Origin of the sequence: Pseudomonas sp. LFS074, assembly GCF_047978165.1 — a bacterium.
Classification (GTDB): domain Bacteria; phylum Pseudomonadota; class Gammaproteobacteria; order Pseudomonadales; family Pseudomonadaceae; genus Aquipseudomonas; species Aquipseudomonas putida_P.
This window is the reverse complement of sequence record NZ_JBFPFV010000001.1, coordinates 63,689-89,480: the sequence shown is the minus strand read 5'-3', so window position 1 is coordinate 89,480 and position 25,792 is coordinate 63,689. Positions and strand designations below refer to the sequence as shown.

General features: G+C 62.7%; 24 protein-coding genes. 11 read left to right on the top strand and 13 right to left on the bottom strand.

Features of this window, described 5'->3' with window-relative positions; all coding sequences use genetic code 11:
- The first annotated feature begins 6 nt into the window (after positions 1-6).
- On the top strand, positions 7-1,773 hold the full coding sequence (locus ACNQP3_RS00450) for a KinB sensor domain-containing domain (RefSeq protein WP_264316693.1): 1,767 nt from the start codon (positions 7-9) through the stop codon (positions 1,771-1,773).
- A 14-nt stretch (positions 1,774-1,787) separates the two neighbouring features.
- On the opposite strand, the gene ACNQP3_RS00445 is transcribed toward ACNQP3_RS00450, so the two are convergent.
- The 7 genes from ACNQP3_RS00445 to ACNQP3_RS00415 form a co-directional block, all read right to left on the bottom strand.
- Positions 1,788-3,386: an EAL domain-containing protein gene (locus ACNQP3_RS00445; RefSeq protein ID WP_012269935.1), complete on the bottom strand. Its 1,599-nt coding sequence runs from the start codon at positions 3,384-3,386 to the stop codon at positions 1,788-1,790.
- Positions 3,387-3,473: 87 nt separating this feature from the next.
- A complete protein-coding gene (locus ACNQP3_RS00440) occupies positions 3,474-4,262 on the bottom strand; it encodes an N-acetylmuramoyl-L-alanine amidase (RefSeq protein ID WP_012269934.1) in 789 nt (262 codons plus the stop codon).
- A gap of 78 nt (positions 4,263-4,340) precedes the next feature.
- The gene (locus ACNQP3_RS00435; protein WP_264316692.1) at positions 4,341-6,281 is read right to left on the bottom strand and encodes a GGDEF domain-containing protein; all 1,941 of its coding nucleotides are present in this window, start codon (positions 6,279-6,281) and stop codon (positions 4,341-4,343) included.
- Positions 6,282-6,308: 27 nt separating this feature from the next.
- The gene (locus ACNQP3_RS00430; RefSeq protein ID WP_012269932.1) at positions 6,309-7,163 is read right to left on the bottom strand and encodes an endonuclease/exonuclease/phosphatase family protein; all 855 of its coding nucleotides are present in this window, start codon (positions 7,161-7,163) and stop codon (positions 6,309-6,311) included.
- Between the two features lie 12 nt (positions 7,164-7,175).
- The gene (gene dsbA, locus ACNQP3_RS00425) at positions 7,176-7,808 is read right to left on the bottom strand and encodes a thiol:disulfide interchange protein DsbA (RefSeq protein ID WP_012269931.1); all 633 of its coding nucleotides are present in this window, start codon (positions 7,806-7,808) and stop codon (positions 7,176-7,178) included.
- 150 nt (positions 7,809-7,958) lie between these two features.
- Positions 7,959-8,576, bottom strand: coding sequence for a c-type cytochrome (locus ACNQP3_RS00420; protein WP_012269930.1), 618 nt, complete (start codon positions 8,574-8,576; stop codon positions 7,959-7,961).
- 31 nt (positions 8,577-8,607) lie between these two features.
- The gene (locus tag ACNQP3_RS00415) at positions 8,608-8,910 is read right to left on the bottom strand and encodes a c-type cytochrome (protein ID WP_012269929.1); all 303 of its coding nucleotides are present in this window, start codon (positions 8,908-8,910) and stop codon (positions 8,608-8,610) included.
- Positions 8,911-9,111: 201 nt separating this feature from the next.
- Here ACNQP3_RS00415 and yihA point away from each other — a divergent pair, with 201 nt between their 5' ends.
- Positions 9,112-9,744 (top strand): ribosome biogenesis GTP-binding protein YihA/YsxC, encoded by a 633-nt coding sequence (gene yihA / locus ACNQP3_RS00410; RefSeq protein ID WP_012269928.1) that lies wholly within the window; start codon positions 9,112-9,114, stop codon positions 9,742-9,744.
- Between the two features lie 334 nt (positions 9,745-10,078).
- On the opposite strand, the gene polA is transcribed toward yihA, so the two are convergent.
- Positions 10,079-12,826 carry a DNA polymerase I gene (gene polA / locus ACNQP3_RS00405; protein WP_264316691.1) on the bottom strand — a complete coding sequence of 916 codons (2,748 nt, stop codon included), beginning with the start codon at positions 12,824-12,826 and terminating at the stop codon, positions 10,079-10,081.
- Positions 12,827-12,901: 75 nt separating this feature from the next.
- Here polA and ACNQP3_RS00400 point away from each other — a divergent pair, with 75 nt between their 5' ends.
- Both ACNQP3_RS00400 and ACNQP3_RS00395 read left to right on the top strand, forming a co-directional pair.
- A complete protein-coding gene (locus ACNQP3_RS00400) occupies positions 12,902-13,189 on the top strand; it encodes a DUF2782 domain-containing protein (RefSeq protein ID WP_010951520.1) in 288 nt (95 codons plus the stop codon).
- A gap of 69 nt (positions 13,190-13,258) precedes the next feature.
- On the top strand, positions 13,259-14,209 hold the full coding sequence (locus ACNQP3_RS00395; protein WP_012269926.1) for a homoserine kinase: 951 nt from the start codon (positions 13,259-13,261) through the stop codon (positions 14,207-14,209).
- 50 nt (positions 14,210-14,259) lie between these two features.
- Here ACNQP3_RS00395 and ACNQP3_RS00390 read toward each other — a convergent pair whose 3' ends face one another.
- A complete protein-coding gene (locus ACNQP3_RS00390) occupies positions 14,260-15,216 on the bottom strand; it encodes a zinc ABC transporter substrate-binding protein (protein ID WP_012269925.1) in 957 nt (318 codons plus the stop codon).
- Between the two features lie 18 nt (positions 15,217-15,234).
- Between ACNQP3_RS00390 and zur the strand changes: the two genes are divergently transcribed.
- The 4 genes from zur to ACNQP3_RS00370 all read left to right on the top strand — a co-directional run bounded on the left by zur (position 15,235) and on the right by ACNQP3_RS00370 (position 18,100).
- Positions 15,235-15,720: a zinc uptake transcriptional repressor Zur gene (gene zur / locus ACNQP3_RS00385; protein ID WP_012269924.1), complete on the top strand. Its 486-nt coding sequence runs from the start codon at positions 15,235-15,237 to the stop codon at positions 15,718-15,720.
- On the top strand, positions 15,717-16,490 hold the full coding sequence (znuC, locus tag ACNQP3_RS00380) for a zinc ABC transporter ATP-binding protein ZnuC (RefSeq protein WP_012269923.1): 774 nt from the start codon (positions 15,717-15,719) through the stop codon (positions 16,488-16,490). Before zur ends, znuC begins: the two co-directional genes overlap by 4 nt.
- Positions 16,483-17,265: a zinc ABC transporter permease subunit ZnuB gene (gene znuB, locus ACNQP3_RS00375; protein WP_012269922.1), complete on the top strand. Its 783-nt coding sequence runs from the start codon at positions 16,483-16,485 to the stop codon at positions 17,263-17,265. The genes znuC and znuB overlap by 8 nt, the downstream gene beginning before the upstream one ends.
- Positions 17,266-17,392: 127 nt before the next feature.
- Positions 17,393-18,100 carry a PA5502 family lipoprotein gene (locus tag ACNQP3_RS00370; protein WP_012269921.1) on the top strand — a complete coding sequence of 236 codons (708 nt, stop codon included), beginning with the start codon at positions 17,393-17,395 and terminating at the stop codon, positions 18,098-18,100.
- A 96-nt stretch (positions 18,101-18,196) separates the two neighbouring features.
- On the opposite strand, the gene katE is transcribed toward ACNQP3_RS00370, so the two are convergent.
- Positions 18,197-20,332 (bottom strand): catalase HPII, encoded by a 2,136-nt coding sequence (gene katE, locus ACNQP3_RS00365; RefSeq protein WP_179027067.1) that lies wholly within the window; start codon positions 20,330-20,332, stop codon positions 18,197-18,199.
- A gap of 227 nt (positions 20,333-20,559) precedes the next feature.
- On the opposite strand from katE, the gene ACNQP3_RS00360 reads away from it, so the two are divergent.
- From ACNQP3_RS00360 to ACNQP3_RS00350, 3 genes are all read left to right on the top strand, one after another.
- On the top strand, positions 20,560-21,567 hold the full coding sequence (locus tag ACNQP3_RS00360) for a methionine ABC transporter ATP-binding protein (RefSeq protein ID WP_012269919.1): 1,008 nt from the start codon (positions 20,560-20,562) through the stop codon (positions 21,565-21,567).
- Positions 21,567-22,238, top strand: coding sequence for a methionine ABC transporter permease (locus ACNQP3_RS00355; protein WP_012269918.1), 672 nt, complete (start codon positions 21,567-21,569; stop codon positions 22,236-22,238). Before ACNQP3_RS00360 ends, ACNQP3_RS00355 begins: the two co-directional genes overlap by 1 nt.
- Positions 22,239-22,302: 64 nt before the next feature.
- Positions 22,303-23,073, top strand: coding sequence for a MetQ/NlpA family ABC transporter substrate-binding protein (locus tag ACNQP3_RS00350; protein ID WP_012269917.1), 771 nt, complete (start codon positions 22,303-22,305; stop codon positions 23,071-23,073).
- A 123-nt stretch (positions 23,074-23,196) separates the two neighbouring features.
- Here ACNQP3_RS00350 and ACNQP3_RS00345 read toward each other — a convergent pair whose 3' ends face one another.
- The 3 genes from ACNQP3_RS00345 to ACNQP3_RS00335 are packed head-to-tail and all read right to left on the bottom strand — an operon-like array spanning position 23,197 to position 25,783.
- Positions 23,197-23,829, bottom strand: coding sequence for an SCO family protein (locus ACNQP3_RS00345; protein WP_012269916.1), 633 nt, complete (start codon positions 23,827-23,829; stop codon positions 23,197-23,199).
- A complete protein-coding gene (gene cyoE / locus ACNQP3_RS00340) occupies positions 23,826-24,719 on the bottom strand; it encodes a heme o synthase (protein WP_060494166.1) in 894 nt (297 codons plus the stop codon). The genes ACNQP3_RS00345 and cyoE overlap by 4 nt, the downstream gene beginning before the upstream one ends.
- Positions 24,704-25,783 (bottom strand): COX15/CtaA family protein, encoded by a 1,080-nt coding sequence (locus tag ACNQP3_RS00335; RefSeq protein WP_060494167.1) that lies wholly within the window; start codon positions 25,781-25,783, stop codon positions 24,704-24,706. The genes cyoE and ACNQP3_RS00335 overlap by 16 nt, the downstream gene beginning before the upstream one ends.
- Positions 25,784-25,792 lie beyond the last annotated feature (9 nt).

Sequence of the window (25,792 nt, the reverse complement as noted above, 5' to 3'; positions counted from 1 at the left end):
CCGCCCATGAAGCTGCGCACGCGGCTTTTCCTCAGCATCTCGGCGCTGGTGACCGTGGCGTTGCTGGGCCTGCTGCTGGGCCTGGTCAGCGTGCTGCAGATGGCCGCCGTGCAACAGCAGTTGGTGCGCGAAACCACCCATGCCCTGGAAGTGGGGCTGAAATTGCGCCAGAACCTGGGCGAACAGCTGACCCTCATTCTTGATGAAGAAACCGCCCCGGATAACCTGCGGCTGCTGCAGGAAAACTTCCAGGCCCTGCTCAACCAAGGGCTGGAACAAGGCGGTGAGCGCACCGGTTTCAGCAAGGCCAGCAGCAATTACCAAGCTTTTCTCCAGGCCTATCGCGATAGCGCCGCACCCGCCCGCAGCATGGGAGTCGATCAACCGCTGGGCGCCGCGTTCAACCAGGTGCGAACCGACCTGATCGATGCCCACAAGCAGGCCTTGGACCTGATCACCCGCAGCGAGGAGCACACCCGTGACCGCGCCCTGCTGGTCAGTGGTGTACTCGGCCTGATGGGTCTGGTGGTACTGGTGCTCGGCTTCATCACCGCACACAACATCGCCCGGCGTTTTGGCCAGCCTATCGAAGCCTTGGCCAAAGCGGCCGACCAACTGGGCAAAGGCAATTTCGACGTCACCTTGCCGGTCACCCAGGCGACCGAGCTGAACCAGCTGACTCGCCGCTTTGGCCTGATGGCCGATGCCTTGCGCAAACACCAGGCCACCAACGTTGACGAGCTGCTGGCCGGTCAGCAGCGCTTGCAGGCTGTGCTCGACAGCATCGACGATGGCCTGCTGATCATCGACCGCCAGGGTCGCCTTGAGCACCTCAACCCCGTGGCGCAACGCCAGCTCGGCTGGAGCGACAGCCGCGTGGGCAGCGGCCTGGCCAACGCCCTGCAGCGACCAGAGCTTGAGCAACAGCTGCGCCAGGTACTGCGCGGAGGTAGCCTAGACCGTCAACCGGACGACCTGAACATCGAAGTCGATGAAGAAACACGCCTGCTCACCTACAGCTTGACCCCCGTCAGTCACCCGCAGGGGCCCATCCTCGGCGCGGTGATGGTGCTGCACGATGTGACCGAGCAACGAGCCTTCGAGCGCGTGCGCAGCGAGTTCGTGCTGCGCGCCTCCCACGAACTGCGTACCCCAGTGACCGGCATGCACATGGCCTTCGGCCTGCTGCGCGAGCGGGTCAAGTTCCCGCCCGATGCACGCGAGAACGACCTGCTGGAAACCATCGGCGAAGAAATGCAGCGCCTGACCCAGTTGATCAACGACCTGCTCAACTTCTCCCGATACCAGAGCGGGCTGCAAAAGCTCGAGCTGGCCCCCTGCGCCCTCGACGAACTGCTGGAGCGTGCGCAGCTGCGCTTTGCCGAGCAGGCGCAGCAAAAGCAGATCGAGTTGCTCAAGGAGCTGGAAGCGCCACTACCGCGCATTCAGGCCGACGTCGCCCAGCTGGACCGGGTGCTGGACAACCTGCTGCACAATGCCATCCGCCATACCGCCAACGGCGGGCGCATCCGCCTGCATGCCAGGCGACATGCGGAGCGGGTGATCATCAGCATCGAGGACAACGGTGAGGGCATTGCCTATGGGCAGCAAGGGCGCATCTTCGAGCCTTTCGTGCAGGTAGGCCGCAAGAAAGGTGGCGCAGGGCTGGGGCTGGCGTTGTGCAAAGAGATCGTGCAACTGCACGGCGGGCGCATGGGCGTATTTTCACGGCCAGGGCAAGGGACCCAGTTCTACATGGCATTGCCGGTATGAATGCTGTAATGCGCCTAAACCCGACGTGGCAGGTGCCCGCGGGTCACCAGCTCGGCAAATTGACGGGCGTTCAGTGGCCGGGCAAACAGCCAGCCTTGGCCGTAATTGACTCCCTCACTGTTCAGTAGCACCGCCTGGTCCTCGAACTCGATACCTTCGGCAATCACCCGTAGGTGCAGGTCATGGGCCATGCGGATGATATGCGGAGCCACGCCGCTACTGGCGGCATCATGGCCCAGGGCATCAATAAACGCCTTGTCGATTTTCAGGCAGTCCACTGGCAGGGTCTGCAAGTAGGCAAGGCTGCAATAGCCGGTACCAAAATCGTCGATCAGCACTTGATGCCCCACGGCGCGCAGCGCCTGCAGGTTGTCGCGGGCCACCACCACGTCGATCAGGCCGCGCTCGGTTACCTCGAAGGCGATCTGGCTGGGTGCCACGCGATGCAACGCCAGCAAGCGCGCCGCCACCCGGCCGATACGAGGCACCATCACATCGCAGGCCGCCAGGTTTACCGATATGTACAGCTTGGGGTGCGAGCGCAGCAACTGCCCTAATTGTTCAAGTACACGTTGCAGGACAAAGTCGGTGATCTGGCGAATCTGCCCGGTATTCTCCGCCAACGGAATGAACAGGTCCGGGCTGGTCAGCGTGCCGTCCGGACGGCGCCAGCGCACCAAGGCTTCGGCCCCAACGCAACGCCGGCTGTCGAGCTCGATGATTGGCTGGTACAGCACCTGCAACTCTCCACGGCGCAAGGCATTCTGCAACTCCGAACTCATCGACCGCCGTTGCAGGATCAACTGCAATACCAGCCAACCGATGCAGCAGGCCGCCAGCACGCTGCCGGGGAACAGCAACCAGAGCATGCCGTTCATCCTCAGCGGCAGGCTGGCCCGCGGCGCGATCAGTACAAGCTGATAATCCGGTGACTTGGTCGGCATTCGGTAGATCAGCCGATCACTGAGCTCCAACAGCGATTTGTGGCTGGTTGACCAGGCCGAGGGTGGTGGCCATACCTGTGGCGGGCCGAGCACGGGGATGGCCCGCGCGCCATTGTCCAGCACCACCACCAGGCTGCCGCCTGGGGGCAGGTCGACCACATCGGTCAAGTGACCACGCGAGGTGGAAACCAGAAACTTGCCACGGCCCAGCATCAGTGCTGCCAGGTTCTCGTTCGGCTCGGTGGTGGTGTTAAGCCAGTAGCTGTACGTCGGGCCCTGGATATCCGGCGCCCGCAAGGGAACGAACGCGCGCTCGTCACCGCGGTTGGAGCAGGCAACGTCGCCATCCACATAGGCCGCTTCATAGATGAACCGCGAGCTCAGGCCAACCTGCTGCAAGGCTGCCAGCATCGCCGGGCTGCAGCCGCGCAATGGCTGGGCCTGCAGCAGGTCGACCCCTTCGCGCAACTGGCCGAACACCTGTTCGAGGCGATCCAGAAAACGCTCGCCCTGGGCGTTCATCTGTTCGCTTTCGCTTTGCTTCATTTGTTGCAGGGCAATGCCGATGCTGGCAGAGAGCAATAACGCAGCGCTGGCCAACGCTGCCAAGGTGGCCAGCATCCAGGGGCGGTAAAAAATTTGGCGCAGCAAGGCGATGAGTGCTGACATCAAAGGCATCCAGTTGATAACTAAGGTATAGCAACTGAATCGAGAATCACCCGCACCGTTTGGCGCTTCGCTGCGGGCTACACAGGCTTAGCGCATCCGGTTGAGCACCTGCAGCATCGCGGCTGTCTGCGCATCCGGCATGCCGTCGAAGCGCTGCGGGCGGAAGCGCATCTGGAAGGCAGCGATCACATGGCGTGTAGCGACATCCAGCACGCCGGTCTGTTCGACTTGATAGCCAAAACGTGCCAGTTCCTGCTGGTACCAGCCAACGCTTGGCGGGTTGACACTGAAGTAGGCCTGCTGCCGTGCAACCGCGTTGGCATCCGGCCAGATACCCAGCCCGGCGTCGGCCAGGCGCTTCCACGGGAACAATGGCCCTGGGTCCAGCTTGCGCAGCGGGGCGATGTCGCTGTGGCCGATGATATGGCGGGGTTCGATGTTATTGCGTTTGACGATGTCCTTGAGCAGCGCGATCAACGACTGGACCTGCGCCTCGCTGTAAGGGTGCCAGACACGGCCGTTCGGGGTGTCGGTGAAGCCCGGGTTGACGATCTCGATACCGATGGACGAGGAATTCAGCCAGGTGCGCCCCTGCCACTGGCTATCACCGGCATGCCAGGCACGACGGTTTTCATCCACCAGTTGATACACCGTCGCCGGGCCATCGCCGATCAAGTAATGGCTGCTGACCTCACCGTGGGTAAGCAACGCCAGAGAACGCTCCAGCGAAGCATTGGTGTAGTGCAGGACAACGAACTGGATGCGGTTGTCCTGATTGGCTGAAGGGTGGCTGCGGTCGATGCGCAGGCCCGTCGAGCAACCGGCGACAGACAACAACAAAAAGGAAATCAGGGTTTTTTTAAGCGTGGAAAGCACGTCAGTGGCCTCAGCGTATGAGCGCTACAGTATAACGTGCTCCCCACAGCTGCGCCTGCCGTGGATCGACGTGACTGGCTAACCTTGTTCGACGCGATTGCGCCCATGCTCCTTGGCCCGGTACAACGCGGCATCGGCGCGCTTGAGCACTTGGTCGCTGCGCTCCCCAGGACGGAATGCGCCCAGACCGATGGAGGTAGTGATCACCACCCGTTCACCCTTGAAGTGAAATGGGCAGGCCTCGACGGTGGCACGCAGCAGCTCGGCCACCTGTGCGGCGGCCGCCGGCGGGGTCTGCGGTAGCAGCAAGACGAACTCTTCGCCGCCAAAACGGGCGATGAAATCACGAACACGCAGGCGCTTGCGCAACTGGTCGGCAACGATCTTGAGGACCTTGTCTCCAGCCAGGTGCCCATAGCTGTCATTGATGCGTTTGAAATGGTCAAGATCGAGAATTGCCATCGCCAGATGGCCACCGTTTTCTTGCCAGTCGAGCATTTCGCGTTCGACTCGCTCGCTCCAGGCGGCACGGTTGGGCAGGCCAGTGAGCGGGTCGAGCAGGGCTTTCTGGCGCTGCTCCTCCAGATGCTCGCGATAGCCAAGCGCCTCGTGCTCCATGTTCGCCACCCGCTCCGACAGGCCTTTCAGACGGCCAGCCAGCTCTTGCTCACGGCGATCACGCTCATGCTTGTGCTCGTCCATGGTCACCAGCAAGCCTTCCAGGCGGTTTTCCAGGATGTGCTTGAGGCTGTCTACGTCGGCGGCGCCTTGCACGCTGCTCTGCAGGCCATCGACGTGCTCGCGCAGTTGGCTATCCAGCTCGCGGGCCGCACTGCTGTTGTCGGCATGGCCGGCGCTGGCCTCATGCAAGTGGCTCTGGAAACCTTCCAGGCGTTCGTTGAGCTGCTGCAGGTAGGTTTCAAATTCGTGCTGGCCGCTGTCGGTAATCGCCAGCATGAGCACCGCCAGATCATCCAGTACCGGGATCAGCTCATACCAGTTCAAGCCGCGGGCGACCCGCTCGCGCATTTCCAACGCCTGGGCCTTGTGCCGCTCGGGCAGGCTGAGGTCATCGAGCAGGCCGATCAGGGTTTGCTCGATGTGCGCGGCAACCTGGCTGTAAGGCGGCTCCACCGCATAGGGCAGGGCATAGGGGCCGTCTTCACCGAAGGTTTCTTCCAGAGCCTGTAGTGGCTCTGCCTCAGCCAGCGGCTCGCTGGCGGCAGCTTCTGCCACTGGTGCTTCATCCTGTGGCATTTGCGGCAACGAGGCGGGCTGCGTTTCGACCGACTCGATCAGCGCCGGGCCAGAAACCTCCAGCTCAGCCTCGGGCGCGTCAGTCACTTCGGCGCAGGAGGCAGCAGGGCCCGGCAACGGTTGTAGCGCGTCGACGTCATCGGGCGGCAAGAGTGCGATGCTCCCCGCTGCCTGGGGCTGGGCCTCGGCCGCTGGCTGCGCCACCGGCGCAAGCGCTGCCTCCGCCTGTGCGTCTTCTTCGCGGCTGCCGAACAAACGCTGCAGAAAACCTGGCCGGGCGTCTTCGCCGGGTTTGCCCAAGGCCGACAGCGCGCGCCCCTGCAGGCCGCTCAACTCGCCCAGCAGCGGCGGCAGCTCGCGTGACTGGGCAACCCCGCCGTCGAGCTTCTTCGCCAGTTTTTTCAATGGCCGCGAGATATCGCTGGGCAGCGGTAAGCCTTGCAGTTGGCCAACCAGTGCGGTCAGCGCATCGCTGACTTGGTTCATGCGGGTTTCGCGACGCTGTTCGGAGTCCAACACCGCTTTTTCAAGGCGCGGAATCAACCCGGCAAGGCCGGCGTCCATATTGTCGCTGCGGATGACATCGCGCATTTCCTTCATGCACTCATCGACGATCTTGTCACTGCCTTCGGCAGCCAGGGTGCTACGCACCAGGCCGCGACGCAGCAAGTCAAGACGGGCATCCCAACGGCGTTCGAGCCTTTCTTGCTGCTCGATGCTTTTCAGGTATTTTTCTTTCCAGCGCTCTGCGTCTTCAGTCATGCCCAGGTCCGCAAACGGTGATGGCAATTAGCTCAAAACCGGCAGCGTATCCACAGTCAATGCATCAGGCAATCGAATCTCGACAGCAACGGGAAGGTGGTCGGAAATTGGCTGCGCCAGCACCTCGACCCGCTCCAAAGTGAGGCTTGGGCTGAGCAGGATATGGTCCAGGCAACGTTGCGGTCGCCAGCTGGGGAAAGTGGCTTCGACTTGCGGGGCAACCAGGCCAAGGTCGCGCAACGGCGAATGCTCCAGCAGGTCGGTGGCATGGGTGTTCATGTCGCCCATCAGTACCTGGTGACGGTAACCGCCAATCAGCTCGCGAATGTAGCCCAGCTGCAGGGCGCGGGTCTTGGCCCCCAATGCCAGGTGCATCATCACCACGATCAGCGCATCTTTGCCCTCGCCAAAACGCACCAGGATCGCACCACGCCCGGCCGGCCCTGGCAACGGGTGGTCTTCGAGCAGTTGCGGTTTCAGGCGGCTGAGCACGCCGTTGCTGTGCTGGGCAAAACGCCCGAGGTTACGGTTGAGCTGCTGGTACCAATAGGGGAAGGCACCCAGATGGGCCAAGTGTTCCACCTGGTTGACGTAGCCCGAGCGCAGGCTACCGCCGTCGGCTTCCTGCAGGGCCACCAGGTCGAAGTCACCCAGCAGCTTGCCGATCTTCTGCAGGTTGCCGGCCCGCCCGTTGTGCGGCAGCAAGTGCTGCCAGCTACGGGTCAGGTAATGCCGGTAGCGCTCGGTGCTGATGCCCACCTGGATGTTGAAACTGAGCAGCCGCAGCCGACCATCCTCGGGCAGGCCTGGGGCCTGCAGGTGGTGCTCGTTGACCTGCGGCTGGTGCAGGCCAATGCCACGCGTAGCTCTGAGGCGGGGCATGGGTTACGCCGCTTACTTAGCGGCGCGCTCCTTCTCGATCAGCTGGTCGGCGACGTTCAGCACACCTTCCGGCCCGCCGGCAGTACCCAGGTCGAAGCGATACTTGCCGTTGACCACCATGCTCGGTACGCCGGTGATTTCATACTTCTTCGCCAGTTCCTTGGCCTGGTTGACCTGGCCCTTGATGGCGAACGAATTGAAGGTGGCGAGGAACTTGTCCTTGTCCACGCCCTGAGTGGCGAGGAAGTCGGCCATCTCTTCTGGTTTGGTCAAATGCTTGCGCTGGTTCTGGATGGCATCGAACACCGCCGCGTGCACCTTGTGCTCGACGCCCATGGCTTCGAGGGTCAGGAACATCTGGCCGTGTGCATCCCAAGGGCCACCGAACATGGCCGGTACGCGTTTGAAGTTGACGTCCTTGGGCAGCTTGTCGACCCACGGGTTGATGACCGGCTCGAAGTGGTAGCAGTGAGGGCAGCCGTACCAGAACAACTCGACCACTTCGATCTTGCCAGGCACGGAAACCTGAACAGGGTTGCTCAGCTCGATGTATTCCTTGCCGGCAACAGGCTCCGCGGCCTGGACGGCAGTCATACCGAATACGCTGGCGGCGACCAGCGCAGCGCTGAGAATCAGTTTACGCATGCTTTACTCCTGAGCAGTCATGGGTCGCCACGACGCGACCTGCACTGAGACAGGCCGGGAAGGGCCGAGTTCTGTAGTGTAACGGCTGCGGACTGAAAAAAGGGCGGCCCGGCCGCCCTTTCATCATTGGCCTACAACATTAACTGAAAGTTAATGCAGGCCCTGGATATAGCTGGCCAACGCCTCGATGTCGTGGTTGCTCAGCTTGCCGGCAATGGTGCGCATGGTCATGGCATCGCCATCGTTGGTGCGGTTGCCTTCGCGGAAGTCCGTGAGCTGCTTGGTCACGTACTGAGAGTGCTGGCCGCCCAGGTGCGGGAAGCCGGCCAAAGCGATGCCTGCGCCGTTGGGCGAGTGGCAGCCGGTGCAGGCAGGCATGCCTTTCTCCAGGTCGCCGCCATTGAACAGCGAACGGCCGCGCTCGACCAGCTTGGGGTCGGCAGCGCCCACGCTACCTTTCTGGCTGGAGAAGTAGGCGGCGATGTCGGCCAGGTCCTGGTCGCTGAAGGCGGTCAGCATGCCGGTCATCTCCAACACGGTACGCTTGCCCGACTTGATATCGTGCAGTTGTTTTTCGAGGTAGCGCTGGCCTTGGCCGGCCAGTTTCGGGAAATTCGGTGCCAGGCTGTTGCCGTCGGGGTTGTGGCAGGCGCCACAGACGGCAGTCTTGGCCTGGCCAGCGGCGGCATCGCCTTTGATAGGTTGCGCAGCAGTGGCCGCACCTGCGACACCCAGGGTCAACAGCAGACTCACGACTAGTTTGTTCATCAGCTAATCCAACACGGCTAAGGGTGAAATGTTATGTATCGGGACTGCCGCTCATCCAAAGGATGACCAAACGGTAGTCCTCGGCACTGCAGTCCATGCACAATCCACGCGGCGGCATAGCCTTGAAACCCTGGGTCACGTGCTTCACCAGTACCTCCATGCCTTGCGCCAGCCTTGGCTCCCAAGCCGCCCGGTCACCCTGTCTGGGTGCCTGTGGCAACTGCCCGGTGTGACAGGCCGCACACGTGCGGTTGTACAACACCTCGGGATCCTGTGTAGCCTGTGCGCTGAAAACCGGCAGGAACATACCGACAGCAAGCAGCCATTTCGCCATGCGGAACGACCTTCAGGGTTGGGGGCCGCGCTGCGTTCTGTTGCGCGAGCTATTGTTCGACACCCCATGCCCGTTCTCCTTCGCTGGGAGAATGAGCACACAAAAACTGGGGCATTATATACTTCCGCCATCCAAACGGAAACGACACCGCTTGCCAGGCTCGGGCCTACAGAGTCAGGCAACACCCACATCGGATATCCCATGCAAGTCAAGAACCCCATCCTCGGCCTCTGCCAGAAAGCCACATTCGCCCTTAGCGCAGCCAAGGTCGAACAATGCCCGGACGACCAGGGTTACGAGGTGGCTTTTGCCGGCCGTTCAAACGCCGGCAAATCCAGCGCCCTCAACACCCTGACTCATGCCAGCCTGGCGCGTACCTCGAAAACTCCAGGGCGCACCCAGCTGTTGAATTTCTTCAGTCTGGACGATGAACGGCGTTTGGTCGACCTGCCGGGCTACGGTTATGCAAAAGTCCCGATTCCGCTCAAGCAGCACTGGCAGAAACACCTGGAAGCCTACCTGGGCAGCCGGGAGTGCCTGCGTGGCGTGATCCTGATGATGGACGTGCGCCACCCGATGACCGACTTCGACAAGATGATGCTCGACTGGGCCAAGGCCAGCGGCATGCCGATGCACATCCTGCTGACCAAGGCCGACAAGCTGACCCACGGCGCGGGCAAGAACACCTTGCTCAAGGTGCAGTCGGAAATCCGCAAGGGCTGGGGCGATGGCGTGACCATCCAGCTGTTCTCGGCACCCAAGCGCCTGGGCGTGGAAGACGCCTACCGGGTGCTGGCGGGCTGGATGGAGCTGGAAGACAAGCCAGTCGCCTGAAGCTGCACTGCCCCGCTCTTGTGGGAGCGGGGCACCTTGGTGGCAAATTCCGGGCAAAAAAAACCCCGGACTTCGTATGGGGAGGGGGAAGTTCGGGGTCTAAGTCCGGACCGCTAGGGCGGGGTCCAGATATCTGCCAACACTTAACACAACATAGGAGCATCGAAGGGCTTCACCAGCCATTCAGTTACTCTGAGTTCCGCTTCACCGGTTTAGTTCCGAAGCCCTGAAAACTATTTGCGATAGTTTCATGAAACTTCAGCACCAATGGCACTGAGCGGTGCCAGGATCCGCGTCGCTACGTCGCAGATCCTACACAGCTTTCCCTGCTCAATCAGTGAGCTTCGTCCCAATTCGCACCAATTCCTGCCTCCACCAGCAGCGGTACATCCAGCTGCGCTGCCTGGCTCATGTGCTGGCGAATTTCATCTTTCACCTGCTGAACCAGGTCCTCGCGTACCTCGAGTACCAGTTCGTCGTGTACCTGCAGGATCACTCGGGCATCCAGCCCGCTCTCGCTCAGCCAGTTATCCACATTGACCATGGCCCGCTTGATGATGTCGGCCGCGGTGCCCTGCATCGGCGCGTTGATCGCCGTACGCTCGGCGCCTTTGCGCAGGGCGGGGTTCTTGGCGTTGATGTCCGGCAGGTACAGACGACGGCCGAACAGGGTTTCGACAAAACCTTGCTCGGCCGCCTGAGCGCGGGTGCGTTCCATGTAGGCCAGCACGCCTGGGTAGCGGGCGAAGTAGCGGTCGATGTAATCCTGCGACTGCTTGCGGTCGACGCCGATCTGCTTGGCCAAACCAAAGGCGCTCATGCCGTAGATCAGGCCGAAGTTGATGGCCTTGGCCTTGCGACGTTGGTCGGTGGTGACGTCTTGCAAGGCCACACCGAACACTTCCGCCGCCGTGGCGCGGTGCACGTCGAGGTCGTTGCGGAAAGCGTGCAGCAAGCCTTCGTCCTTGGCCAGGTGGGCCATGATGCGCAACTCGATCTGCGAGTAGTCCGCCGCCAGCAGTTTGTATCCTGGGCTGGCGATGAACGCCTGGCGGATGCGCCGGCCTTCGGCGGTACGGATCGGGATGTTCTGCAGGTTAGGGTCGCTCGACGACAGCCGGCCAGTGGCCGCCACAGCCTGCTGGTAGGAGGTGTGGATACGCCCGGTGCGTGGGTTGATCTGGCCCGGCAGCTTGTCTGTGTAGGTGCTTTTGAGCTTGCTCAGGCTGCGGTACTGCATCAGTACCTCAGGCAGTGGGTAACCGAGCAAGGCCAGCTCATCGAGCACCGCTTCGGCGGTGGAGGGCTGGCCCTTGGCGGTCTTGCTCAGCACCGGCATGCCAAGCTTGTCGTAAAGGATCGCGCCCAACTGCTTGGGCGAGCCGAGGTTGAATTCCTCGCCGGCCAGCTCGTAGGCACGTTGCTCCAGTTCGCCCATCTTCACGCCCAGTTCGCCGCTTTGGACGTGCAACAGCGCGGCATCGACCAGCGCGCCCTGGCGCTCGATCTTGGCCAGCACTGGCACCAGCGGCATCTCGATGTCCATCAGCACCGGCTGCACGCTTGGCGTCTGTGCCAGGCGTGCCTGCAGCGCCTGGTGCAGGCGCAGGGTGATGTCGGCGTCTTCGGCCGCGTAGGGGCCGGCCTTGTCCAGGTTGATCTGGTTGAAAGTGAGCTGCTTGGCGCCCTTGCCGGCGATATCCTCGAAGGCGATGGTGGTGTGGTCGAGGTACTTCTGCGCCAGGCTGTCCATGTCATGACGGGTGGCGGTGGAGTTCAGCACATACGACTCGAGCATGGTGTCGTAGGCCACGCCACGCATCTCGATGGCGGGCGAGCCATTGGCGAGGATGTTGATGTCATACTTCGCGTTCTGCCCGACCTTGGCCTTGGCCGGGTCTTCCAGCAGTGGTTTCAGCGCCAGCAGCACGGCGTCGCGGTCCAGTTGGGCTGGCGCGCCTTCGTAATCGTGGGCCAGCGGCACATAAGCCGCCTCATGGGGCGCAACAGCGAAAGACAGGCCAACCAGCTGCGCCTTCTGGGCATCCAGGCCGGTTGTTTCGGTATCGAAGGCGAACAGCGGCGCCTGACGCAGCTTTTCCAGCCAGGCCTCGAAACGGGCCTGGTCAAGAATGGTTTCGTACGTCGGCTCAACCTTGGCCGCCGGCTCTTCGACCGGCGCAACCTCATTACCCGCCCTTGCGGCCTCACGCTGCACTTCGGCAACCCAGGTCTTGAACTCCATCTCGGTGTACAGCGCCTGCAACGCTTCGCGATCAGGCTCACCGCACACCAGCGCATCCACTTCGACATCCAGCGGCACATCGACCTTGATGGTGGCCAGCTCGTAGGACAGGAACGCTGCGTCCCGGTGCTCTTCAAGCTTGGCCGGCAAGGTCTTGGCGCCACGAATGGCCAGTGCCGGTACCTTGTCCAGGTTCGCGTACAAATCGCTGAGGCCGCCGCCGATACCGGTCAGCAGGCCCACGGCGGTTTTTTCGCCCACGCCCGGTACGCCGGGAATGTTGTCGACCTTGTCACCCATCAGGGCCAGGAAGTCGATGATATGTTCCGGGCCGACGCCAAATTTCTCGTGCACGCCAGCCACGTCCAGCACGCTTCCGGTCATGGTGTTGACCAAGGTAATGTGCCCGTCCACCAGCTGAGCCATGTCCTTGTCACCGGTCGAAATGATCACCGGGCGACCCTTCGCGGCAGCACTGCGCGCCAGGGTGCCGATGACGTCGTCGGCCTCTACACCCTCGACGCACAGTAACGGATAGCCCAGCGCCTTCACGCTGGCATGCAGCGGCTCGACCTGCACCCGCAGGTCGTCCGGCATGCTGGGGCGGTTGGCCTTGTAGTCGGCGAACATGGCATCGCGGAAAGTGCCGCCCTTGGCGTCGAACACCACGGCGAACAGGCTGTCGGGGTATTGCTTGCGCAGGCTCTTGAGCATGTTCAGCACACCCTTCACCGCACCGGTCGGCATGCCCTTGGACGTGGTCAGCGGCGGCAGCGCGTGAAAGGCGCGGTACAGGTAGGAGGAACCGTCCACCAGGACGAGGGGCGCTTGGCTCATGAGCAGAATCAACCTTTTCGACGGGTCCGGCGCTAGAATAGCCAGAATCATTGACGACAAAGGGACTAGGTTATCATGCGTACACTCAATCGCCTGTTACTGCTCGGCCTGTTGGCAACCATGCCTGTCGTTACCCTGGCGGCGGACGACGCCCCCTCGGCCGATCCCGAGGTGACCATTCGCACGGAAGGCGACAAAACCATCCAGGAGTACCGGCAAAACGGCTTCCTGTATGCGATCAAGATCACGCCGAAAAACGGCAAGCCTTATTTTCTGGTACGCGCCGATGGCACTGATGCCAATTTCATTCGATCCGACCAGCCGGACATGCTGATTCCGTCCTGGAAGATCTTCGAGTGGTAATCTGACGCGCACCGTTCACATCAACCCGGCACTTCCCGGCGGAAGTGCCCGTATGGGCATTTTTTCATCATGTCAGTCTTCACCCCCGTGACCCGGCCTGAGCTGGAAACCTTTCTGGCGCCGTACCAGCTGGGCCGTCTGCTCGACTTCCAGGGCATTGCCGCCGGCACCGAAAACAGCAATTTCTTCGTCAGCCTCGAACAGGGGGAGTTCGTCCTGACGCTGATCGAGCGCGGGCCAAGCGAGGACATGCCGTTCTTTATCGAGCTGCTCGATACCCTGCACGCCGCCGACATGCCGGTGCCCTATGCCATTCGTGACCGCGACGGCAACGGCCTGCGCGAGCTGTGCGGCAAGCCTGCGCTGCTGCAGCCAAGGCTGTCGGGCAAGCACATCAAGGCACCGAACAACCAGCACTGCGCCCAGGTCGGCGAGTTGCTGGCGCACATTCACCTGGCCACCCGCGCGCACATCATCGAGCGCAAGACCGACCGTGGCCTGGACTGGATGCTGGCCTCGGGTGCCGAACTGTTGCCACGCCTGACCGCCGAGCAAGCCAAGCTGCTGCAACCGGCACTGGACGAAATCACCGCGCACAAAGCGCAGATCCTGGCCTTGCCACGGGCCAACCTGCATGCCGACCTGTTCCGCGACAACGTGATGTTCGAAGGCACCCACCTGACCGGGGTGATCGACTTCTACAACGCCTGTTCCGGGCCGATGCTGTATGACATCGCCATTACCGTGAACGACTGGTGCCTGGACGAGCAGGGTGCGGTGGATGTGCCGCGTGCACAGGCGCTGCTGGCTGCCTATGCGGCGCTGCGGCCATTCACGGCTGCCGAGGCCGAGCTGTGGCCGGAAATGCTGCGGGTAGGCTGCGTGCGGTTCTGGCTGTCGCGCCTGATTGCAGCGGAGTCGTTTGCCGGAATGGATGTGATGATCCATGACCCGAGCGAGTTCGAAGTGCGTCTGGCGCAGCGCCAGCAGGTGGCTTTGCACCTGCCATTCGCCCTCTAGTTTCTATTCGGCCTCTTCGCGGGCATGCCCGCGACGAGGCCGGCACAGGCTTAGAGCTGTTCCAGGCACCCAGCCAAGTCGCCGCCCAGCTTTTCCAGCAAGCGCTCATAGCCCTTGCCATCCACCGGGTCTGTTCCGCCCAGCGCATCCAGCTCGGCCAGGCGCACCGGCAGCCCGGCGGTCAAGGTCTCGGCCAAGCGCGGTCGCAGTGGCGGCTCGCTGAACACACAGGTCTTGCCCACTTCCTGCAGGCGCTTGCGCATGGCCGCCACATGTTGCGCCCCAGGCTGCACCTCGGACGCCACGCTGAATACGCCGGTGTGCTTCAAACCATATTCAGCCTCGAAGTAATCGAACGCTTCGTGGAACACGAAATAAGGTTTGCCGGCAATACCGTCCACCCGCGCCTTGATACGCGCATCCAGTGCATCCAGACGCTCGTCGAAAGCCTTCAGGTTGCTCTGGTAGCGAGCCGCATTGGCCGGGTCGACCTGGGCCAGATCAGCCGCCATTTTTGCCGCGATTACCCGCGCATTGACCGACGATAGCCACAAGTGCGCATCCAGGCTGCCCGGCCGGTGATCATGGTCATGGTCGTCGTGGCTTTCTTCCTCATGGGAGTGGCTGTCCTCGCCAAAGTGACGCAGCTTCATGCCCGTCAGCGACTGCACGGCCACGGTGGCCTTGCTGCGGCTAGCCAAGACACGCGGTAGGAAGTTCTCCATGTCCGGGCCGATCCAGTACAGCAGGTCGGCATCACCCACCCGCCGTACATCGGACGGGCGCAGCGCGTAGTGGTGCGGCGAAGCGCCTGGTGGCAGCAAGACGTCAGGGCTGCCAATGCCATCCTGCACGGCAGCGGCAATCTGCTGCAGGGGCTTGATACTGGTGAGCACGCGCACATCGGCCTGGGCGGAAAATGCGATGAAAGCGACAAACAGAGCTAGGAATCGGGACACGGTGGATACTCGAGTCGTCAGAAACAGGTAACATAATAACGTCTCCATCCAGAACCGTCGCTGCCCATGTCCATCACGCCGCTGGCCAACCGTCCTCACGATCACTCCCATTGCGTACACAGCGCACTGGCTGAAGCCGACGCCTTGTGCACCCGCCTGGGCCTGCGCCTGACCGCGCTGCGCCGTCGAGTGCTGGAGCTGGTGTGGCAAAGCCACAAGCCACTGGGCGCCTACGACATCCTTGCCGTGCTCAGCGAGCAGGACGGCCGCCGCGCCGCCCCGCCCACGGTGTACCGCGCGCTGGACTTCCTGCTGGAAAACGGCCTGGTGCACCGCATCGCCTCGCTCAACGCCTTCATCGGCTGCAGCCACCCCGAGCATGTGCATCAAGGCCAGTTCCTGATTTGCCGCGCCTGCCATGTGGCCATCGAGCTGGAGCAGAGCAGCATCAGCGATGCCATCATCGACAGCGCCAAAGGCGTGGGCTTCACGGTCGAGACCCAGACCGTGGAAGTGGTCGGGCTGTGCGGCAGCTGCCGGAGCGCGGCATGAGCGATGCCTTGATCCGCCTGGAACAGGTCGGCGTCACTTTTGGCGGCGAGGCAGTACTCGACAGCATCGACCTGTCGGTCGCCCCCGGTCAGATCGTCACCCTGATCGGCCCCAACGGTGCCGGCAAGACCACCCTGGTGCGCGCCGTACTCGGTCTGCTCAAGCCACACCGCGGCAAGGTATGGCGCAAGCCCAAGCTGCGCATTGGCTACATGCCACAAAAGATCCAGGTCGATGCCACGCTGCCGCTGTCGGTGCTGCGCTTCTTGCGCCTGGTGCCCGGCGTAGACCGCGCGGCAGCCTTGTCCGCGCTGCAGGAAGTGGGCGCCGAGCAGGTCATCGACAGCCCTATCCAGACCATTTCCGGCGGCGAGATGCAACGCGTACTGCTGGCCCGCGCCCTGTTGCGCGAGCCCCAGTTGCTGGTGCTCGACGAACCGGTACAAGGTGTGGACGTGGTCGGCCAGACCGAACTGTACAACCTCATCACCCGCCTGCGCGACCGCCACGGCTGCGGCGTGCTGATGGTGTCCCACGACCTGCACCTGGTGATGAGCGCCACCGACCAGGTGGTGTGCCTGAACCGCCACGTATGCTGCTCGGGCCACCCCGAGCAAGTCAGCGGCGACCCAGCGTTCGTCGAGCTGTTTGGCCAGACCGCACCTAGCCTGGCCATCTACCACCACCATCACGACCACAGCCACGACCTGCACGGCTCGGTGGTCGCCCCTGGCACCCATGTTCACGGAGAGCACTGCAAGCATGGCTGATTTTCTTCTCTACGCCCTGCTTGCCGGTTTGTCCCTGGCGCTGGTCGCCGGCCCGCTGGGCTCCTTCGTGGTGTGGCGGCGCATGGCCTACTTTGGCGACACCTTGTCCCATGCCGCCTTGCTCGGTGTTGCCTTGGGCTTCGCCCTGGACGTCAGCCCAGCGCTGGCGGTAACCGTGGGCTGCCTGTTGCTGGCAATCCTGCTGGTGACCTTGCAGCAACGCCAGCCGCTGGCCTCCGACACCCTGCTCGGCATCCTCGCCCCCAGCACCCTGTCGCTGGGCCTGGTGGTACTGAGCTTCATGCACGATGTGCGCATCGACCTGATGGCGTACCTGTTCGGCGACCTGCTGGCCATCAGCACCACCGACCTGGCCTGGATCCTCGGCGGCAGTGCGCTGGTGCTGCTGTTGCTCGCCGTGCTGTGGCGGCCGCTGCTGGCGGTTACCGTGCACGAAGAGCTGGCCATGGTCGAAGGCCTGCCTGTGGCCGGCCTGCGCCTGGCGCTCATGCTGTTGATTGCGGTGGTAATTGCCGTGGCCATGAAGATCGTCGGTGTGCTGCTGATCACCTCGCTGCTGATCATCCCTGCGGCTGCGGCACAGCGTCACGCCCGCTCGCCAGAGCAGATGGCCCTTGGCGCCAGCCTGCTGGGCGTTACCGCTGTGTGCGGTGGCCTGGCCATGTCCTGGTTCAAGGACACCCCCGCCGGCCCGTCGATCGTGGTCTGCGCGGCGGTGCTATTCTTGCTGAGCCTGGCCCTGCCAAAACGCTGAGAAGCAGGGCGTGTGCAGGCACGCCTTGCAACCTTTTGCCGGGTAAAGGGTCTGTAAGACCTGTTTTCGAGCGTGCGCACCTGGGTGTAGACTTGCTCGCTTTTTGCGCAAATAGAGAGTCGCAGGAATGAAGCCGTTCGCCTCCCGTTATCTGCTTGTTGCCGCGTTTTCCCTGTTCCTGGCTGCCTGTTCCAGCGCGCCGGTCGAGCAGGCCACCGCACCTGCCCAAGCCGATGCCTGGCAGCAGTTGCAACAAAATATCGCCAGCAACGAGCTGGCCACCGCCGAAGACCAGCTTGCAGCCCTGCAGGCCCAGTCGCCGGATGACCCACGCTCGGAGCAATACCAGCGCCAGCTGGCCGAAGCCTACCTGCAGCGCAGCCAGATCGTCCTGCAGAAGGGCGATGTGAACGCGGCCGCTACCGCGTTGGCCCGTGCTCGCGCACTGATGCCGCAAGCCCCGGCAGTGACCGGTGGCGATCCCCTGAGCCAGGCACGCAAGGCCGAGCTGGAGAAGGCAGAGGCCGCCTTGAAAGCCGCTGAAGCCAAACCCAAGGCACGTATCATCGACCCGACAGCGCCAAGCACTGTGGTGGCCTTGAAGACCACTGACAGCCGCGCCATGCGCCGTCAGCTCGATGATATTGCCGCCGATGTGGTGAGCTATGACTGCGAGGTGGTGCTCCAGGTGCCGCGCACTGACGACGCACCTTGGCTTAAGACTTTGCTGGAAAAGCGGGTGCGCAAGATCGACAGTGGTTTCGATCTGAAGCAGACCCATGAGATCCAGCGCTCGCTGCCGGCGCAGGTGGTTCTGGTACCGCATCAGCAGTAAAAAGCTTCGCGGGTAAACCCGCTCCCACAGGGATAGCACAGGTTTCGAGGTCGGTGCTGTACCTGTGGGAGCGGGTTTACCCGCGAATAGGACCTATCAGGCCGGCACAGCCTCCGCAGCTGCTTCCCGCTCCCAAACCCGGTGCCCTTCAACCGCTTTGACAAAGGCATCCACGGTCTTCTGGTCATCCCCCAGCAGCAATCCCTTGTCCTCCTTCAGCCCAAGGCCGGACGCCAGCTCCTTGGTCAACACCATCGCCTTCAGGTGCTTGTAGCCCTCCAGCAAGAAGTGCTTGGCCAGCCCGCTGGCCACCAAGGCGTCCGCCGAAGCCTTGCCTCCTGGCACGACAATCCCGTCGAACATGATCGAAGGCATCCCTTCCATCGACGCATCCACCGGCAGCTGCTTACCGTCCGCAGTCTTTACCGGCGCCGATGTCGGCCCTAACAGCATCGGCCGTGTACTGTGTGCTTCCAGCGCCTTCACCAGCTTGTCGACGCTAGCACCGTCCACGCCATCCGCCACCAGCAGCGCAATTTTGCGCCCCTTGATGCCCACGTCACCGGGGTGGTTCATCTGGCTCAACGCCTTGGACTGCGCGAGCTTGCTGCCTTTCACCTTGACCGTTCCCTGCTTGGGCGCAGGCAGCCCCAGGTTGGCCGCCACCGCCGCCGCCAGCTTCAGGTCGATATTGGCCAGAATCTCGTTAACCTCCCGGGCACGGATGGCTTCACGCTCCACCTTGCCCAGCTCGAAACTGTAAGCCTTGATGATGTGCTGCTGCTCGGTCGGGCTCATGCTCTGGAAGAACAGCCGCGCCTGAGAGAAGTGATCGCCGAACGATTCGCTACGCTGGCGGATCTTGTGTGCATCGATCCGCTCCTGATAACTCTCGAAGCCACCGTCCTGTGCAGCAGGGGGTGTTTCCTTCGGCCAGCCGCCGTCGATGGAGTTGGGTTCGTACGAAGCCCGGCCCTTGTCGATGGTCATGCGGTGCATGGCATCGCGCTGGCTGCTGTGGTTCGGCGCCACCGGGCGGTTGATCGGGATTTCATGGAAGTTCGGCCCGCCCAGCCGGCTGATCTGCGTATCGGTGTACGAGAACAATCGCCCCTGCAGCAGGGGGTCGTTGGTAAAGTCGATGCCCGGCACGATATGCCCTGGGCAGAACGCCACCTGCTCGGTTTCTGCGAAGAAGTTGTCCGGGTTGCGGTTGAGCACCATCTTGCCCAGCAGCTTCACCGGCACCAGCTCTTCAGGAATGAGCTTGGTCGGGTCGAGCAGGTCGAAGTCGTACTTGTGCTCGTCGGCCTCGGGTACCACCTGCACGCCCAGCTCCCATTCCGGGTAGTCCCCGGTCTCGATGGCTTCCCACAGGTCACGGCGGTGATAGTCGGTGTCCTTGCCTGCCAGCTTCTGCGCTTCGTCCCACAACACCGAGTGCACGCCCTGACGGGGCTTCCAGTGGAACTTGACGAAACTGGCCACACCCTCGGCGTTGATCAGGCGGAAGGTGTGCACGCCAAAGCCTTCCATCATTCGCAAGCTGCGCGGGATGGCGCGGTCGGACATGGCCCAGATCACCATATGCGCCGACTCCGGCACCAGCGAAACGAAGTCCCAGAACGTGTCGTGGGCAGAGCCGCCGGTGGGCATTTCATTCTGTGGCTCTGGCTTCACCGCATGCACGAAGTCCGGGAACTTGATGGCATCTTGAATGAAAAATACCGGCATGTTGTTGCCAACCAGATCGAAGTTGCCTTCATCGGTGTAGAACTTGACGGCAAAACCGCGCACATCACGCACCGTGTCACCCGAGCCGCGCGGCCCTTGTACGGTGGAAAAGCGCACGAATACCGGGGTGATCTTTTCCGGGTCCTGCAGGAAACCGGCCTTGGTCAGCTCGGCATGGCAGCCATAGCTCTGAAAGTAGCCGTGCGCCCCGGTACCCCGGGCATGGACGATGCGCTCAGGGATGCGCTCATGGTCAAAGTGGGTGATCTTCTCGCGCATGATGAAATCTTCAAGCAACGACGGCCCTCGAACACCCGCCTTGAGGCTGTTCTGGTTATCGGCGATCTTCACCCCTTGGTTGGTGCGCAAGGCCTGGCCCGTGGCATCGCTGCGGAAGGCCTCCAGGCTCTGCAGCTTGGCGTTGGTGTTGGCCCGATCAGGGGTCTGGGTGCCGGCGGCCTCGCTGTGCTTGGGCGCGTCCGTTTTCTTGCTGGGCATGGTCGGCTCTCCTCGTCAGTCTTCAGGCGTGCCCGTTTCGGGCTTGTTCAAGTAGTGACTGGGAGGCATTGCCGAGCGTTCAATCAGGATTACCGGTTGTCGCGATATGCCCGATGGATTGGTGCATTACGAAATAAATGCTAAGAACAGCTATGGGAAAAGGCTAAAATGCGCGACCCCAGCTAACCGCTGATTCAAATTTCAATGCGCCCCACAAGGTTCGCTACGTGATCGAGTTCCAACAGGTACATAAAACCTACCGCGTTGCCGGTAGGGAAATCCCCGCACTGAATCCGACCAGCCTGACCATCGAAGATGGCCAGGTGTTCGGCCTGATCGGCCATTCCGGCGCCGGCAAAAGCACCATGCTGCGCCTGATCAACCGTCTGGAAGAACCTTCCGGCGGCAAGATCATCGTCGACGGCGAAGACGTCACCGCGTTCAACGCCAGCCAGCTGCGCGGCTTCCGCCAGCAGGTCGGGATGATTTTCCAGCACTTCAACCTGCTGGCCTCCAAGACCGTCGCCGACAACGTCGCCCTGCCATTGACCCTGGCCGGCGAGCTGTCGCGCAGTGAGATCGACACGCGCGTCACCGAGTTGCTGGCCCGCGTGGGCCTGTCAGACCACGCCAAGAAGTACCCGGCGCAGCTGTCCGGCGGCCAGAAGCAGCGCGTCGGTATCGCCCGCGCCCTGTCCACCAACCCGAAGATCCTGCTGTGCGACGAGGCCACCAGTGCCCTCGACCCGCAAACCACGGCCTCGGTCCTGCAACTGCTGGCCGAAATCAACCGTGAGCTGAAGCTGACCATCGTGCTGATCACCCACGAGATGGACGTGATCCGCCGGGTCTGCGACCGCGTGGCGGTGATGGACGCCGGCCAGATTGTCGAGCAAGGCTCGGTGGCCGAGGTGTTCCTGCACCCGCAGCACCCCACCACCAAGCGCTTCGTCCAAGAAGACGAGCAGGTCGACGAAGGCGAGCAGCGCGACGACTTTGCCCACGTACCGGGCCGCATCGTGCGCCTGACCTTCCAAGGCGACGCTACCTACGCGCCGTTGCTGGGCACCGTGGCCCGCGAAACCGGTGTGGACTACAGCATCCTCGCCGGGCGTATCGACCGCATCAAGGATGTCCCCTATGGCCAGCTCACCCTCGCCCTGATCGGCGGAGACATGGAAGCGGCGTTTGCCCGCTTCAAGGCAGCTGACGTACATATGGAGGTACTGCGTTGATGGACGCCCTGAATTTCTTCGCCAACGTCGACTGGGCCGAAATCTGGCTGGCCACCATCGACACCATGATCATGCTGTTCGGCTCGCTGTTCTTCACCGTGCTGCTGGGCCTGCCGCTGGGTGTGCTGCTGTTCCTCTGCGGGCCGAAGCAGATGTTCGAACAGAAGGGCGTGTACGCGCTGCTGTCGCTGGTGGTCAACATCCTGCGCTCGCTGCCGTTCATCATCCTGCTGATCGTGATGATCCCATTCACCGTGCTGATCACCGGCACCTCGCTGGGCGTTGCCGGCGCCATCCCACCACTGGTAGTGGGTGCCACGCCGTTCTTTGCCCGCCTGGTTGAAACCGCTCTGCGTGAAGTGGACCGCGGCATCATCGAAGCCACCCAGTCGATGGGCGCCACCACCCGCCAGATCATCACCAGCGCACTGCTGCCGGAGGCCCGCCCGGGTATCTTCGCAGCCATTACCGTCACCGCCATCACCCTGGTTTCGTACACCGCCATGGCCGGTGTGGTGGGTGCGGGCGGCCTGGGCGATCTGGCTATCCGCTTCGGTTACCAGCGTTTCCAGACCGATGTGATGGTAGTGACCGTGGTTCTGCTGCTGGTACTGGTTCAAGTCCTGCAAAGCGTGGGCGACAAACTGGTCGTACATTTTTCCCGTAAGTAACCCCAATAGGGTCGGCCCGGCCGACCCGTTCGGGGGCCGTCGCGGCCCTCACAAGGAGTGATCAATGAAGAAGCTGCTTGCTGTCGCTGCCGCTGTCGCGGCCTTCTCGGCCCACGCCGATACCCTGACCGTTGCCGCCACCCCGGTGCCGCACGCCGAGATCCTCAACTTCGTCAAACCGCAGTTGGCCAAAGAAGGCGTGGAGCTGAAGGTCAAGGAATTCACCGATTACATTCAGCCGAACGTGCAGGTGGCCGAAAAGCGCCTGGACGCCAACTTCTTCCAGCACCAGCCATACCTGGATGAGTTCAACAAGGCCAAGGGCACCAACCTGGTGAGCGTGGCGGGCGTGCACATCGAGCCGCTGGGCGTGTATTCGACCAAGATCAAGAAGCTGGACGAGCTGTCCTCCGGCGCTACCGTGGTCATCCCCAACGACGCCACCAACGGCGGCCGCGCCTTGCTGCTGCTGGACAAGGCCGGTGTGATCAAGCTCAAGGACAACAAGAACATCCTGTCCACCGTGAAGGATGTTGCCGAGAACCCGAAAAGCATCAAGTTCCGTGAGCTGGAAGCGGCCACCATCCCGCGTGTGCTGACCCAGGTCGATGCCGCCCTGATCAACACCAACTACGCGCTGGAAGCCAAGCTGAACCCGGAAAAAGACGCGCTGGCCATCGAAGGCAGCGACTCGCCTTACGTGAACATCCTGGTTGCCCGCCCGGACAACAAGGACTCGGAAGACATGAAGAAACTGGCAGCTGCACTGCACTCGCCAGAGGTGAAGCAATTCATCATCGAGAAGTACAAGGGCGCTGTGGTTCCAGCGTTCTGATCCGACACCCCTGGGGCCGCTTTGCGGCCCTTTCGCGACACAAGGCCGCTCCTACAAGAGACCGCGTACCCCTGTAGGAGCGGCCTTGTGTCGCGATAGGCCTGCGCAGCAGGCCCATCAATCTCAATCCCGCTTCACAAGCCCAGGCAACTGCGCCACCAGCTTCTGGTTGTTGAACGGCGCACGAATAAACCCGCGCTGACGCCCATCCGGCCCCACAACCGCCAGGTTGCCGCTGTGGTCCACGGTGTACCCCGGCTTGCTGGTATCCGCCGGTATGAACGGAATGCTCAAGGCATTGGCCAGCTTCTGGGTGTCTTCGATCGACCCCGCCACACCGACAAAGTCCTTGTCGAAATAGCCCAGGTACTGCTTCAGCTGGTTCGGCGTGTCGCGGTTCGGGTCCACACTCACCAGCACCACCTGCAGCCGGTCGACGGCTTCCTTGGGCAACTCGCTCTTCACCTGGCGCAACTGGGCCAGGGTGGTCGGGCAGATGTCCGGGCAGTAGGTGTAACCAAAGAACAGCAGCGACCATTTGCCCTTCAGGTCATCCAGCCGCACGGGCTGGCCGTCCTGGTTGGTCATGGTCACGTCGGCCACAGTGCGGCTCTGCGGCAGCAGGATGATGCCGGCGTCGATCAGCTCGGTGGGGTTGGGCTGGTCGCGACCATTGAGCACCTTGTTGACGGTCAGGCCCAGGATCAACGCGACCAGGGCAACGAGGATGAAGACGGTTTTCTGGGTTCGGGTCATAGGTTCAGCAACAGGTAGTGGTCAAGGAGCAACGCGATGAACAGCGCGAACAAGTAGGCGATAGAGTACTTGAAGGTGCCGATTGCCGCGTGCGGCCGGCTGCCACGGTACAACACCCAGCCCCATTGCAGGAAGCGCAGGCCCAAGACCAGGGCACAGGCCAGGTACAGCGGGCCGCTCATGTGGATGGCATACGGCAGCAGGCTTACCGCCAGCAGAATCAGCGTGTACAGCAAGATATGCAGCTTGGTGTAGCGCTCACCATGGGTCACCGGCAACATCGGGATATCGGCCTTGGCGTACTCCTCCTTGCGGTGGATGGCCAGCGCCCAGAAGTGCGGCGGGGTCCAGGCGAAGATGATCAGCACCAGCAGCAAGGGCTCAGCGCTGACATGGCCGCTTACCGCCACCCAACCAAGCAACGGCGGGGCGGCGCCGGCCAGGCCGCCGATGACGATGTTCTGTGGCGTGGCGCGCTTGAGAAAGCCGGTGTAGAGCACCGCATAGCCCAGTAGCGAGGCCAGGGTAAGCCAGGCCGTGAGGGCGTTGGTGAACGCCAGCAGCAGAGCCATGCCCAGCAGCGCCAGTGCCAGGGCGAACAGCAATGCCGGCAGCGGCTCGACCCGACCCTGGGCCAGCGGCCGCTTGTGGGTACGTGCCATCAGTGCATCGATGCGTCGGTCCACCACATGGTTGACCACCGCAGCGCCACCCGCGCACAAGCCGATCCCCAGGTTGCCGAACAGCAACACGCTCCAGCTCACACCCGCGCGGGTGGCCAGGAACATGCCTGCCAGCGAGGTGATCAGCATCAGCACCACCACCTTGGGCTTGGTCAGCTCCAGGTAATCGCGCCAGCTGGCCCGCCTTGCGCTCAGAAGCGTCGCCACGAATCGTTCCTCATGTGATGGGATATGCCCACGCCAGCCACAGGCCGCAGGCGCCAGCCATTGCCGACCCCCACGCGAACCCTGTCGACCACGCGAATGCGGTAATTCACCAGCACCATGCTCAGCAGCAGCATCGCGCCGCCGGCATTGTGCGCAACAGCCACCGCCAGTGGCAGGTGGAACACCACGTTGCTGATACCCAGGCCCACTTGCAGGGTCAGCGCCAGCAGCACCACCCGTGCCAGGCCGGGCAAGCCGCAGCGGTGCAACTTCCAGCTAAGCATCAGCAGCACGCAGGTCACCAGCAACGCGCCCAGCCGGTGGCTGATGTGGATGGCGGTGCGGGCATCACTGTCCAGTTGCCCGCCAAGGTAGTTTGGACCGACGTGCTGGGTCAGGTGGAAGCCATTGCTGAAGTCCGCCACCGGCCACCATTGGCCATGGCAGGTCGGCAGGTCGATGCAGGCGACGGCTGCGTAGTTGGCACTCACCCAGCCACCCAGAGCAATCTGGCCGATCACCACCAGCAGGGCCAACGCAGCGAGCCGGCGCAAGCTCAGGGGCAGTTTTGGCAAGGGTGCAAAGGCCCGTGATAGACGCAGTGACAACAGGAACAGCAAGCTCAGCGTGGTAAAGCCCCCCAACAAATGCGCCGTGACCACTTGCGGCCACAACTTCAGGGTGACCGTCCACATGCCGAAGGCGGCCTGGGCCAACACCACACCCAGCAACAGCACGGGCAGGCGATAGGGCTGGCCATCGCGGGCATGCCGGCGCAGCGCCTGGAAAGCGAGCAGGGCGATTACCACGGCTAGAGTCCCGGCAAAGTAGCGGTGAACCATCTCGGCCCAGCCCTTGGCAGCTTCCACCGGGTGCTCAGGAAAGTGCAGCTCGGCATGGGCCAGTTGCGCTTCGCTCTTGGGCACGCTGATGAAGCCATAGCAACCCGGCCAGTCGGGGCAGCCGAGGCCGGCATGGGTCAGCCGGGTATAGGCACCGAGCAGGACGACCAGCAGTGCCAGCAGGGTGGCGAACACAGCAAGGCGAAATCCGGGTCTGGCCATGGCAGGCTC

Coding starts and splice junctions, on each gene's coding strand:
- ACNQP3_RS00415 (WP_012269929.1), bottom strand. CDS start 8,910: ATGGCGAAATGGCTGCTTGCTGTCGGTATGTTCCTGCCGGTTTTCAGC.
- yihA (WP_012269928.1), top strand. CDS start 9,112: ATGCAAGTCAAGAACCCCATCCTCGGCCTCTGCCAGAAAGCCACATTC.
- ACNQP3_RS00370 (WP_012269921.1), top strand. CDS start 17,393: ATGAAGCCGTTCGCCTCCCGTTATCTGCTTGTTGCCGCGTTTTCCCTG.
- zur (WP_012269924.1), top strand. CDS start 15,235: ATGTCCATCACGCCGCTGGCCAACCGTCCTCACGATCACTCCCATTGC.
- ACNQP3_RS00430 (WP_012269932.1), bottom strand. CDS start 7,163: ATGCCCCGCCTCAGAGCTACGCGTGGCATTGGCCTGCACCAGCCGCAG.
- znuB (WP_012269922.1), top strand. CDS start 16,483: ATGGCTGATTTTCTTCTCTACGCCCTGCTTGCCGGTTTGTCCCTGGCG.
- ACNQP3_RS00345 (WP_012269916.1), bottom strand. CDS start 23,829: ATGACCCGAACCCAGAAAACCGTCTTCATCCTCGTTGCCCTGGTCGCG.
- ACNQP3_RS00335 (WP_060494167.1), bottom strand. CDS start 25,783: ATGGCCAGACCCGGATTTCGCCTTGCTGTGTTCGCCACCCTGCTGGCA.
- ACNQP3_RS00355 (WP_012269918.1), top strand. CDS start 21,567: ATGGACGCCCTGAATTTCTTCGCCAACGTCGACTGGGCCGAAATCTGG.
- ACNQP3_RS00420 (WP_012269930.1), bottom strand. CDS start 8,576: ATGAACAAACTAGTCGTGAGTCTGCTGTTGACCCTGGGTGTCGCAGGT.
- dsbA (WP_012269931.1), bottom strand. CDS start 7,808: ATGCGTAAACTGATTCTCAGCGCTGCGCTGGTCGCCGCCAGCGTATTC.
- ACNQP3_RS00350 (WP_012269917.1), top strand. CDS start 22,303: ATGAAGAAGCTGCTTGCTGTCGCTGCCGCTGTCGCGGCCTTCTCGGCC.
- ACNQP3_RS00445 (WP_012269935.1), bottom strand. CDS start 3,386: ATGTCAGCACTCATCGCCTTGCTGCGCCAAATTTTTTACCGCCCCTGG.
- ACNQP3_RS00390 (WP_012269925.1), bottom strand. CDS start 15,216: ATGGAGACGTTATTATGTTACCTGTTTCTGACGACTCGAGTATCCACC.
- ACNQP3_RS00395 (WP_012269926.1), top strand. CDS start 13,259: ATGTCAGTCTTCACCCCCGTGACCCGGCCTGAGCTGGAAACCTTTCTG.
- ACNQP3_RS00400 (WP_010951520.1), top strand. CDS start 12,902: ATGCGTACACTCAATCGCCTGTTACTGCTCGGCCTGTTGGCAACCATG.
- znuC (WP_012269923.1), top strand. CDS start 15,717: ATGAGCGATGCCTTGATCCGCCTGGAACAGGTCGGCGTCACTTTTGGC.
- ACNQP3_RS00450 (WP_264316693.1), top strand. CDS start 7: ATGAAGCTGCGCACGCGGCTTTTCCTCAGCATCTCGGCGCTGGTGACC.
- katE (WP_179027067.1), bottom strand. CDS start 20,332: ATGCCCAGCAAGAAAACGGACGCGCCCAAGCACAGCGAGGCCGCCGGC.
- polA (WP_264316691.1), bottom strand. CDS start 12,826: ATGAGCCAAGCGCCCCTCGTCCTGGTGGACGGTTCCTCCTACCTGTAC.
- ACNQP3_RS00435 (WP_264316692.1), bottom strand. CDS start 6,281: ATGACTGAAGACGCAGAGCGCTGGAAAGAAAAATACCTGAAAAGCATC.